The sequence below is a fragment of the Methylophaga sp. UBA2513 genome (genome assembly GCF_002341285.1).
GTDB classification, from domain to species: Bacteria; Pseudomonadota; Gammaproteobacteria; order Nitrosococcales; family Methylophagaceae; genus Methylophaga; species Methylophaga marina.
In genome coordinates this window covers 78,556-89,138 of record NZ_DDNT01000010.1, presented here as the reverse complement: position 1 = coordinate 89,138, position 10,583 = coordinate 78,556, and the positions used below count along the sequence as shown (strand labels likewise).

The 10,583-nt window shown below is 43.2% G+C and carries 8 protein-coding genes and 3 tRNA genes; 8 read left to right on the top strand and 3 right to left on the bottom strand.

Annotation, left to right across the window (positions count from 1 at the left end; all coding sequences use genetic code 11):
- Positions 1-52: 52 nt before the first annotated feature.
- Positions 53-128, bottom strand: a tRNA-Ala gene (locus B3V56_RS06260).
- A gap of 285 nt (positions 129-413) precedes the next feature.
- On the opposite strand from B3V56_RS06260, the gene B3V56_RS06255 reads away from it, so the two are divergent.
- The 8 genes from B3V56_RS06255 (at position 414) to B3V56_RS06220 (ending at position 8,452) form a co-directional block, all read left to right on the top strand.
- Positions 414-2,672, top strand: a complete 2,259-nt coding sequence (locus tag B3V56_RS06255) for an LPS-assembly protein LptD (RefSeq protein ID WP_289282069.1) — start codon at positions 414-416, stop codon at positions 2,670-2,672.
- An 83-nt stretch (positions 2,673-2,755) separates the two neighbouring features.
- Positions 2,756-4,021 carry a peptidylprolyl isomerase gene (locus B3V56_RS06250; RefSeq protein WP_289284067.1) on the top strand — a complete coding sequence of 422 codons (1,266 nt, stop codon included), beginning with the start codon at positions 2,756-2,758 and terminating at the stop codon, positions 4,019-4,021.
- A complete protein-coding gene (pdxA, locus tag B3V56_RS06245; RefSeq protein ID WP_289282066.1) occupies positions 4,018-5,004 on the top strand; it encodes a 4-hydroxythreonine-4-phosphate dehydrogenase PdxA in 987 nt (328 codons plus the stop codon). Before B3V56_RS06250 ends, pdxA begins: the two co-directional genes overlap by 4 nt.
- Before the next feature lie 7 nt (positions 5,005-5,011).
- Positions 5,012-5,821, top strand: coding sequence for a 16S rRNA (adenine(1518)-N(6)/adenine(1519)-N(6))-dimethyltransferase RsmA (gene rsmA, locus B3V56_RS06240; RefSeq protein WP_289284066.1), 810 nt, complete (start codon positions 5,012-5,014; stop codon positions 5,819-5,821).
- A 207-nt stretch (positions 5,822-6,028) separates the two neighbouring features.
- The gene (locus B3V56_RS06235) at positions 6,029-6,301 is read left to right on the top strand and encodes an HU family DNA-binding protein (protein WP_091711754.1); all 273 of its coding nucleotides are present in this window, start codon (positions 6,029-6,031) and stop codon (positions 6,299-6,301) included.
- 12 nt (positions 6,302-6,313) lie between these two features.
- A tRNA-Val gene (locus tag B3V56_RS06230) sits at positions 6,314-6,389 on the top strand.
- 9 nt (positions 6,390-6,398) lie between these two features.
- A tRNA-Asp gene (locus B3V56_RS06225) sits at positions 6,399-6,475 on the top strand.
- Between the two features lie 93 nt (positions 6,476-6,568).
- The gene (locus tag B3V56_RS06220) at positions 6,569-8,452 is read left to right on the top strand and encodes a SurA N-terminal domain-containing protein (RefSeq protein WP_286304986.1); all 1,884 of its coding nucleotides are present in this window, start codon (positions 6,569-6,571) and stop codon (positions 8,450-8,452) included.
- A 43-nt stretch (positions 8,453-8,495) separates the two neighbouring features.
- Here the strand turns inward: B3V56_RS06220 and B3V56_RS06215 are convergent, their stop codons facing one another.
- Both B3V56_RS06215 and B3V56_RS06210 read right to left on the bottom strand, forming a co-directional pair.
- Positions 8,496-9,698, bottom strand: coding sequence for a dicarboxylate/amino acid:cation symporter (locus tag B3V56_RS06215; RefSeq protein WP_289282071.1), 1,203 nt, complete (start codon positions 9,696-9,698; stop codon positions 8,496-8,498).
- Between the two features lie 72 nt (positions 9,699-9,770).
- Positions 9,771-10,559, bottom strand: a complete 789-nt coding sequence (locus tag B3V56_RS06210; protein WP_284722424.1) for an enoyl-ACP reductase FabI — start codon at positions 10,557-10,559, stop codon at positions 9,771-9,773.
- Positions 10,560-10,583 lie beyond the last annotated feature (24 nt).

Sequence of the window (10,583 nt, the reverse complement as noted above, 5' to 3'; positions counted from 1 at the left end):
GGTGTCCTAGGCCTCTAGACGAAGGGGACCTAAAACTTTTTCTTTCGGTTTTTGGTGGAGCTAGGCGGGATCGAACCGCCGACCTCTTGCATGCCATGCAAGCGCTCTCCCAGCTGAGCTATAGCCCCGAAAGGAAGCGCATATCATAGGGACTGAGTTGGATGCTGTCAACATTTCATGACAAATTAATTTCAATCTCACTGCGATATAAACGGAATCTATCTTGAACCGGGTTTAAGGCAATAAGGTCAGTATTAGACTAAGTACTTGAGCTTGTTTAGATAAAGTCATTTTTGCTTAATCCACATCACGCTACAATTTGCCGATTCATCATTAATATGCGATAAATTGTGGGTTATTTATCACTAGGTCAGGATGTCGATCATGGCTAAAGCTGCAGCTTGAGGATGAACATGCGCAAAAAGAAGCTATTATCAACCTTGTTACTATCCTTATCAGCTGGCGTCGCATCTGCGCAACAAGAGCAAGGATTAACTTGTCACTTTGGTTATGAAGATCAATTTTTACCCATTCCTACTGAAGCAGCTTCCGAGAATGAATCGCCCGTCGACGTAAAAGCTAACAAAGTACAACTGTTACAGAATGGCACCTCTGTATTTTCTGGTAACGTTGATATTCTTCGTGATAACCAATTACTGAGTGCTGAAAGAGCGACCTACAACCGCAACAGTGGCGATGTAAGAGCGAGTGGCAATGTCAGTGTTCGTGATAGTGAAATGGTGATTGAGTCCGAGCAGGCCGAATGGTCTGTAGCAAATGTTCAAGGGCAGATGCTGAATGCGCAATATCACATCCGTCAAATGCATGCTCGAGGTGAAGCAGCGCATATATTAAGAAAAGGTCAGAAAACCACAGATCTTGATGATGCCACTTATACAACATGTCCTGAAGGCAGTGATGCTTGGCAATTGAAAGCGGATACCGTCCATTTAGATCATGAAACGGCTGTGGGTGAAGCAAAAAATGTTGTGGTCAGGATGGGCGGATGGCCTGTTTTTTATACCCCTTACATCAACTTTCCTTTAAATGATCAACGAAAATCAGGCTTTTTGATTCCTTCTGTTGGTAGTAGTGATAAAACCGGCTTTGATGTTCTTACACCGTATTACTGGAATATAGCACCGAATATGGATGCCACGCTGACACCACGTTATATGTCTGATCGAGGCTTGATGCTGGGTGGACAGTTCCGATACTTATTTGAGTCAGGAGAGGGTGAAGTTGAAGCAACCTACCTGAATTCAGATGATTTGCAAACCAATGGTGAAGATATCAACCCACACTACCAGGAAGATAGAAAACTATTTTCATGGCAGCACAGAAGTTATTTCGATAACCGTTGGCGAGCAATCGTTGATTACAACTATGTCTCTGATGACGAATATTTTGAAGACTTTGGCTCAGGGCTGAGCCTCTCCAGCCGCACCTATTTAAATAGAAATGTGGAAACAGGCTATAGCGGTGATATATGGAGCTTTACCGCCAGAGCGCAGGGTTACCAGACCTTGGGAGATGATGTGGAAGAGCAATATAAACGCTTACCACAGCTGGTTTTGAAAGGTTATTTACCCGATCAGGCATTAGGTCTGACATATGAGTTAGACAGTGAATACGTTGAATTTGATCACAATGAAAAAGTGGATGGTCAGCGCATTAACATCGAACCAGCAATCAGCATGCCTATGGGCACGGCCGCATTCTTTGCTACGCCAAGGTTAGCCTTAAACCATACGCAATACAGTCTGAAAAACGACAATACCAATACCTACGATGATAGTGCGACAAGAACTTTACCGATAGCCAGCTTTGATACAGGCTTGTTTTTTGACCGTGAAATGACAGCGTGGGGTGATAATTACATCCAAACACTGGAACCTCGCGCATTTTATTTGTATGTGCCTGAGCGGGATCAAACTGATATTCCTGACTTTGATACCAGTTTGACTACGTTCAACTCACTACGCCTATTTTCCCACAACCGTTTTATTGGTCGAGATAGAATTGGTGATGCCAATCAGTTAACTCTGGCTGTCACCAGTCGAATTATTGATGAAGAGTCAGGTAAAGAGAACTTGAGATTAACGGTTGGTCAGATTCGATATTTCACTGATCAGCGTGTCATGTTAGATGGCACAATTGCTGAACGAGATTCTACCTCAGATATGGTGGCAGAGGCTGTGGCCTACATTGGCGATGAGTGGTCATTTAATAGTGAATTTCAATGGGACCCAAGCGGCTTGAAGTCGAATATGTCATCAGTAGGATTGCGTTATAAAAATGATAGCGGTGGTATTTTCAATATTTCTCATCGTTACCGTCGTGATGACCCAACACCGAATAATGGTATTGAAGAGTCATTGGAACAAATTGATATTTCCACGCAGATTCCATTATCAGAACGTTGGAAATTCTTTGGTCGTTGGTATCATGCTATCGATCAAGGTGAAACGTTGGAAAAAATTGCTGGCTTACAATATGACAGTTGCTGCTGGGCAACACGCCTAGTTATGCGTGATTATGTGAACGATGTTTCCGATCAAGAGCGCAATACAGCGATTTACCTACAAATAGAATTAAAAGGCTTAGGTAGTTTCGGTCAAAAATCTGATAGCTTACTAGAACGCAGTATTCGTGGCTTCGAAGCAGAATGAACTCCTTGAGCCATTCGCAAGTCGATTCATTTCTGACTTATACGAAACCAATTAAAAAATAAATTTTGGAGTAATAGAGTTTAATGATTAAGTATCTGATTGTCGGTTTATTGCTGGCAACCAATGTTTGGGCTCAATCTCTGGATAGGATTGTTGCAGTTGTCAATGATGAAGTCATTCTTGAAAGTGACTTGCAGGATATGGAGCAAACGGTTCGTCAACAGATCCGTCAGCGTGATGCTGCAATGCCACCCAGTGATGTTCTACGTAAGCAAGTGCTTGAAAGATTAATCATGCAACGTCTGCAAATACAAGAAGCAGATAAAGTGGGGATTCGAGTCGGGGATGATGCTCTTAATGCTGCCCTCAAGCAGATCGCGGATAACAATCAACTGACATTGAGACAGTTCAGAGATGTGTTAGAAGAAGATGGTTATGACTTTAGCGTATTCAGAGAAACGATCCGCGATGAAATGATCATTTCAAGATTACGTAAGAGCCAGGTCGAAGACCGCGTTGTGGTTTCCGATCGTGAAGTCGATAATTTTCTTGCTACACAAAAAGTGCAAGAGGGTGGCCAAGTTCAGTATGAGCTGCAACATATTCTCATTAGTATGCCCGAAGCCGCTTCACCTGAAGAAGTTCAGTCAGCCCAGGAGAAGTTAGAGAAAGTTCAAGCATTATTGAACGAAGGCGGTGATTTTGCTCAAGTCGCTGCGGGATATTCTGATGGTCAAAATGCTTTGGAAGGCGGTGAGTTAGGCTGGCGCAAACAGGGCGAGCTTCCATCATTGTTTGCTGATGTGGTACCCACATTAAGTATCGGTGAAGTCAGCCAACCTTTGCGTAGTGGTAGTGGTTATCACTTGGTTAGAGTGAAAGACAAAAAAAGTGAAGATGTGCATCTTGTCAAACAAACATTAGCCAGTCATATCCTGATTAAAACCAACGAACTCACAACAGATGAAGAAGCCCAAAAACGGCTGGAAACACTGAGAGAACGTATTGTTAATGGTGAAGACTTTGCCGAGCTAGCCAGAGCGAATTCTGACGATACGGGCTCTGCCATTGATGGCGGAAGCTTAGGTTGGGTAAGTCCTGGCGTGATGGTTCCTGAATTTGAAGAAAAAATGAATGCCTTAGCCGTCGGGGAAATGAGCGATGTTTTTCAAAGTCGATTTGGTTGGCATTTAATCAAAGTGTTCGATCGTCGAGAAGAAAATATGGCGGAAGAATATCAACGTGGAAAAGCGCGAGAACAAATTCGCCAGCGTAAAATTGATGAAGAAATGGAAACATGGTTACGTTCAATGCGTGATGAAGCTTACGTCGAGTATCGTAATCCTTGAGTGTCATCAAACGTATAGCACTAACTCCAGGAGAGCCTTCAGGTATTGGACCTGATCTTATTCTGTCATTAGCGCAGCAAAAACATGAAGCTCAGCTTATCGCTTTAGCGGATCCTGAACTGCTTAAACAAAGAGCAGAACTGCTTGGCTTGTCGATAAGTTTTATTGAAATGGATCTATCCGAGCCTCGACAATTAGCCGAGGCTGGCGAGCTTTTTGTTTTACCTCATCGACTCAAAGCCACTGTGACAGCGGGAGAATTGAATCACCTGAATAGCCGTTATGTCTTGGATACTTTGCAAACGGCATTGGATGGCTGCTTATCTAAACAATTTGATGCCATCGTTACGGCCCCTGTGCACAAAGGTATCATTAACGACTCTGGAGAGGTGTTTACTGGGCATACAGAGTTTTTTGCAGATGGGGCTGGCGTAAAAAAAGTCGTTATGATGTTAGCGACGGATTCACTGAAAGTGGCTTTGGCTACTACGCACTTACCACTTCGAGACGTGGCGGATGCCATTACATCTGACGAACTAAGTGAGGTGATTGTCATAATTCATCAATCCATGCAGCAACACTTTGGTCTCGCTTTACCAAGGATAGCGGTATGTGGATTAAACCCTCATGCCGGCGAAGATGGTCATCTTGGTCGCGAAGAAGTTGACATTATCCAGCCTGTTATTGATCGTTTTATTCAAGATGGCTATGCCGTATCGGGTGCCTGGCCAGCCGATACTATTTTTAATCAAGATAAATTACAAAACTATGATGTAGTTTTAGCGATGTATCACGATCAGGGCTTGCCTGTATTAAAACATCACGGATTCGGTAAGGCTGTGAATGTCACATTGGGTTTGCCATTCATAAGAACATCGGTAGATCACGGAACAGCACTTGATTTAGCGGGTACAGGACGTGCGAATCCGAGTAGTTTGTATGCCGCTCTAAAAATGGCAATAGCCATGGCGAATACACAATGAGTAACTTATGAGCCAATCATCTTTTCCACGAGCAAGAAAACGCTTTGGACAAAACTTTCTACACGATGAAAGTATTATTAATTCAATAGTAGAAGCAATCAGCCCTGAAGAAGGGCAACATCTGGTTGAAATCGGACCTGGACGTGGTGCGTTGACAGAGCCACTATTACAACGCTGTTCAAAGCTGGATGTGATTGAGCTTGATCGCGACTTGGTGCCGCTATTGAGACGTCAGTTTAGTGATTATAAGCAATTACAGATTCACGAGGCGGATGCGTTGAGATATGACTACTCTCAATTAATCACTGAGCAAAAACCACTTAGAATCATTGGCAATTTACCTTACAACATCACCACACCTTTATTGTTTCATTTACTCAGCTTTGCAGACGCTATTAGTGATATGTGTTTTATGTTGCAGAAAGAGGTTGTCGAGCGCATCTGTGCGCAGCCTGGGACAAAGCAGTATGGTCGATTGAGCATCATGATTCAGTATCAATGTCATACAGACATGTTATTTGTAGTGCCACCAGAGGCGTTTGATCCAGTACCCAAAGTGGAATCTGCCATTATTTATCTGCAACCACGCAAACAACCTCTAGGTGGGGATGTCGATATACGTGTGTTAAGTCAGATTGTGACTCAAGCCTTCAGTCAACGCCGAAAAACCATAGCTAACACGTTGAAAAAGTTGATTTCTCCAGAAATTTTTCTTGCTGCTGACATCGATCCAACACAACGCCCTGAAACCATTTCTGTCGATGCTTTTGTCAGATTGACACGCTGTTATCTGGCCGCATCAGCTGAATCTCAATAATCATGCCAGATTAGCCAAATCTAATTCAGCTGGATAAAGTATGAGTGTGATAGAGATAACATCTTGCTAACAACTGAAATTAACTGTCTTGACACGCTGATTTTGCTGTAGTTAGATACTCAGAACCAATGGGACTCAGAAGCATAACTTAACGTCGCTATTGGGACTTGGACGACATAAATAAATAATGATATGAGGAATTAAGCTGTGAATAAATCTGAACTCATCGATGCAGTTGCTGCAGCTGCTGACATTTCAAAAGCAAAAGCGGCCCAAGCTGTTGATGGCATGACATCTGCCGTAACTAAAGCACTAAGCAGTGGCGATCAAGTCACATTAGTTGGCTTTGGTACATTCTCTGTTCGTGAGCGTGCAGCACGTACTGGCCGTAACCCACGCACAGGTGAAGAAATCAAAATTGCCGCTGCAAAAATTCCTGCATTTAAAGCTGGCAAAGCATTAAAAGATGCTGTAAACTAGTTTTTTTTCTTGGGGTGCTTAGCTCAGCTGGGAGAGCATCGCCCTTACAAGGCGAGGGTCGGGGGTTCGATCCCCTCAGCACCCACCAAGAATATACGGAGCGGTAGTTCAGTTGGTTAGAATACCGGCCTGTCACGCCGGGGGTCGCGGGTTCGAGTCCCGTCCGCTCCGCCAAAAAAGAGGAAAGGCGCATCATATGCGCCTTTTTTTTTGCCTATTGTATTAGAATAGCCGTTTTTAACAACATTTCGGGAAGGTTCTCTTCATATGTTGCATTTCATACGTAATCACGCCCAGGGATGGATTGCCTGGTTCATCGTTGGTTTAATCAGTATTCCATTCGCTCTGTGGGGCATCAATTCATATTTATCTGGTGCTTCGGCAGTGGTTGTGGCCGAAGTTAATGGTTCTCCCATCACTCAAACAGAATTACAGTCGTCACTTCAGCAATACCGTGACCGCATGAGAAGTATGATGGGCGATCAGTTCGATCCGGCTATGTTCGACAGTGCTACTGTAAAAAAAGATGTTTTAGATGGTCTTATTGAACAACGATTATTGCGTGACGCGAATATCACCTTAAAACAGCATATTAGTGATGCTGCTGTCTCTCAGTTCATTCGTTCTACCCCAGCCTTTCAACGTGATGGGCAATTTGACTCAGACTATTATGGGATGGTTCTGGCAAGAGTCGGTTACACACCCACTCAATACGAAGCCCAATTGAGAGCTGATCTACTATCACAAGAATTGACAACAAATATTCAAAGCTCATCAATTGCCAGTGTGAAATTACTGAATGAAGCATTGAGATTAGAAAGACAGCAACGTGAGATTGCTTACGGTATTGTGCCCATCCAACAATTTGTTGAAGAAGTGAATGTGGATGATGCAGAAATTCGACAATATTATGACGATAATCTAGCCGCATACACAGCGCCTGAACAAGTCAAACTCAACTATATTGAATTATCTGTTGATGAGTTAGCAAAAGATATTCAAATCAATGAAGATGATTTGAAAAAATTCTATGCAGATAATCAAAATCAGTTTGTTGGCCCTGAGCAACGCCGTGCAAGTCATATCTTAGTTGAAGGTGATGACGAGAGCGCATTAGAAAAAATTAAAGCTATCCAAACCCGTATCAATGAGGGGGAAGACTTTGCTGAATTAGCTAAAGATGCCTCGCAAGATACCGGATCGGCCAGTAATGGTGGCGATCTTGGATTCTTTGGCAGAGATGTTATGGATCCGGCGTTTGAAGAAGCGGCATTTGCATTAGAAAACGTTGGCGATGTCAGTGAGCCCATTAAGACTGAGTTTGGTTATCATTTAATTAAACTTACTGGGATTCAAAAACCTGAAGGTAAAAGCTTTGCTCAGGCGCGGGACGAGGTTGAAAATTTATATCGCCGTCAGCAAGCTGAATCTGTTTTTTATGATGAAGCAGAACAGTTAGCCAATCTAAGTTTCGAAAATCCGGATAGCCTTGATGTGACAGCAGAAGCTCTGGGTCTTGAAATTAAAACTACGCCAAGTTTTACCCGTACAGGCACTGAAGAGGGTATTACCAGTAATAAGAAGGTAATTGATGCGGCATTCAGTGAAGATGTATTGAAAAATGATCTGAATAGTGCAGTGATTGAATTGTCAGATAATGATTTGCTGGTCATTCATAAGAACAAGCATATTCCGGAGACGGTTTTACCTTTTGAGTCTGTGTCTCCTGCTATCAAACAGCAGTTGATTTTTGATAAAGCCAGAAAACTAGCCCAGGATGAGGGTGAGTCAATCTTGGAAAAAGTGAAATCTGGTGAAGCTCCAGACTCTTTACTGACAAATTGGCAAGCGCCTGAGTTTTATGGACGCGATGCTGAACAAGTGAGTGGTCAGATTCTTCAGAGAGCATTTACCATGGCTAAACCATTATCATCAGCTAACTATGAAGGATTTTCTGCTGATAATGGTAATTATGTGGTTATTAAATTAACTTCAGTCAGAAACGGTAATATTGATGATGTGAATGAAGAGCAGAGAAAAGCACTTCAACAACAGCTTACAGGTATTTATGCGGCCGCTGAAGTTGAAGCTTTCATCGCTCAATTACGTCATGATGCTGAAATAGATATTCATCAAGATGCATTAAAATAAACAATCTTCATGAGCAGAAAAAAGGCGCGCCATGCGCCTTTTTTTATGTCAGTCGATCAACAATTGCACTGCCTACGCTATCGCTCCATACATTGATTGATGTCCTGAATCTGTCGAGAAACCAATCTACTGAAAGCAGCAATGCAATACCATCTAGTGGTAAGCCCACAGCGCTTAAAACAATCACCATCGTCACTAGACCTGCCTCTGGAATGCCAGCGGCACCAATAGCAGCTAAGGTAGCCGTAATAAAAACAATAGCTTGTTGGGTCAAGCTAAGGTCAATGCCATAAGCCTGGGCAATAAACATAACAGCCGCCGCTTCATAAAGTGCAGTACCGTCCATATTAATTGTTGCCCCTAGTGGCAGAACAAACTTACTGGTTTTATGGCTAATACCATTCTCTCTGACGCATTCCATCGACAATGGTAGGGTTGCAGAAGAACTCGCTGTACCAAATGCCGTTACCAAGGCTCGGCCCATTCCAAGCAGATAGCTTATGCCACGGCGTGTCATTAATAGCAGAATGATAAATAACAATATGCCGTGTGCAAGAAGTCCCGTCAGTACAGTCACTACATGCCAGCCAACCGCTTTCATTTCACTTAAAAAATGTTCACCACCTCCAGCATTACCCAGCCTAGCAGCAATTAAAGCAAATATGCCTAGTGGAGCGAGATGCATTACCCAGATAACGAGTTTCATCATGGCTTCATTGATGCCATCAAACAGCTGAAAGACCGGTCTGCCTGTTTCACCTAACGTACTTAAGGCCATAGAAAACAAAATGGCAAAGACAATCAAAGGAAGGAGTTGTGTTTCTGCTGCTGAAGCAATCAGATTAGGTGAGACCAAGGATAAGATGATATCACTGGCACCGGTGTCCTGTTTCTCCAGAATATATTCAGGCACCTCTGACTGACTCCATTGCATACCTGCACCTGGTTGAATCCAATTCACAACGACCAGACCGATAAAAACGGCGACAGCGGTTGATAAGCTGTAATAAAGTAAGGTCAGTCCACCCAGCCTGCCTAGCTTTTTCAGATTCCCTAATGACCCGATACCACTGACAATGGATGCAATAACCAATGGAATGATGGTCATTTTCAATGCATTGAGAAACAGTGTTCCAAGCCAACTTATCTGTGTGGCTGTGTCAGGTCTATACCACCCTAAGAAAACACCACTCACTGCGCCAAGGACAATGAAGGCCAATAAAATCATGGCATGTTTATGAGACATATGGCCTCCAAATAGGGATCAAAAAAAAGGGCATTAATGAATGCCCTTATGAGTTCTAGCAATACAATGGAATTACTTATCACCAATACCGACAATATTGTAGCCAGCGTCAACATAGGTAATTTCCCCCGTCACACCTGAAGCTAAATCAGAGCAGAGAAAAGCAGCTACATTACCGACTTCTTCAATCGTTACATTTCTTCTAAGTGGTGAGTTTCTCTCACCGTAGGCGAGCATTTTTCCAAAATCACCAATACCAGCAGCAGCCAGTGTTTTGATTGGGCCAGCGGACACTGCATTGACACGGATACCTTGTTCACCCATTGAGTATGCCATGTAACGAACAGTGGCTTCTAAAGCCGCTTTAGCTACGCCCATGACATTGTAGTTATCAATGGCTTTTTCTGCACCCAGATAGCTTAATGTTAATAATGAGCCATTGCGACCTGCCATCATGTCTTTGCCTGCTTTAGCTAATGCAGCAAAACTATAGGCACTAATATCGTTCGCCATAGCAAAACCTTCACGTGTAACGCTATCAACGAACCCACCCTGTAGCTGCTCACGTGGGGCAAAGGCAACAGAATGAACAATCGTATCTAGGCCATCCCAATGCTCAGATAACGACTTGAATACACCATTAATTTCATCATCACTGCTCACATCACAAGGAAAGACCAGTGCAGGATCGGCGCCACACTCTTCAGCGATTTTTTCAACGCGTGATTTTAATTTCTCATTTTGATAAGTGAAAGCCAATTCAGCACCTTCTCGTGCCATAGCATGAGCAATACCAGATGCAATAGAGCGGGGGCTGGCTACGCCCACGATTAACGCACGTTTGCCTTGCAGAAAACCCATGTGTCTCTCCTAAACTACATATAA

What these genes read in the sequence shown, in the direction of transcription:
- B3V56_RS06255 (WP_289282069.1), top strand. Translation starts at nt 414, where the DNA reads ATGCGCAAAAAGAAGCTATTATCAACCTTGTTACTATCCTTATCAGCT.
- B3V56_RS06250 (WP_289284067.1), top strand. Translation starts at nt 2,756, where the DNA reads ATGATTAAGTATCTGATTGTCGGTTTATTGCTGGCAACCAATGTTTGG.
- rsmA (WP_289284066.1), top strand. Translation starts at nt 5,012, where the DNA reads ATGAGCCAATCATCTTTTCCACGAGCAAGAAAACGCTTTGGACAAAAC.
- B3V56_RS06220 (WP_286304986.1), top strand. Translation starts at nt 6,569, where the DNA reads ATGTTGCATTTCATACGTAATCACGCCCAGGGATGGATTGCCTGGTTC.
- B3V56_RS06215 (WP_289282071.1), bottom strand. Translation starts at nt 9,698, where the DNA reads ATGTCTCATAAACATGCCATGATTTTATTGGCCTTCATTGTCCTTGGC.
- B3V56_RS06210 (WP_284722424.1), bottom strand. Translation starts at nt 10,559, where the DNA reads ATGGGTTTTCTGCAAGGCAAACGTGCGTTAATCGTGGGCGTAGCCAGC.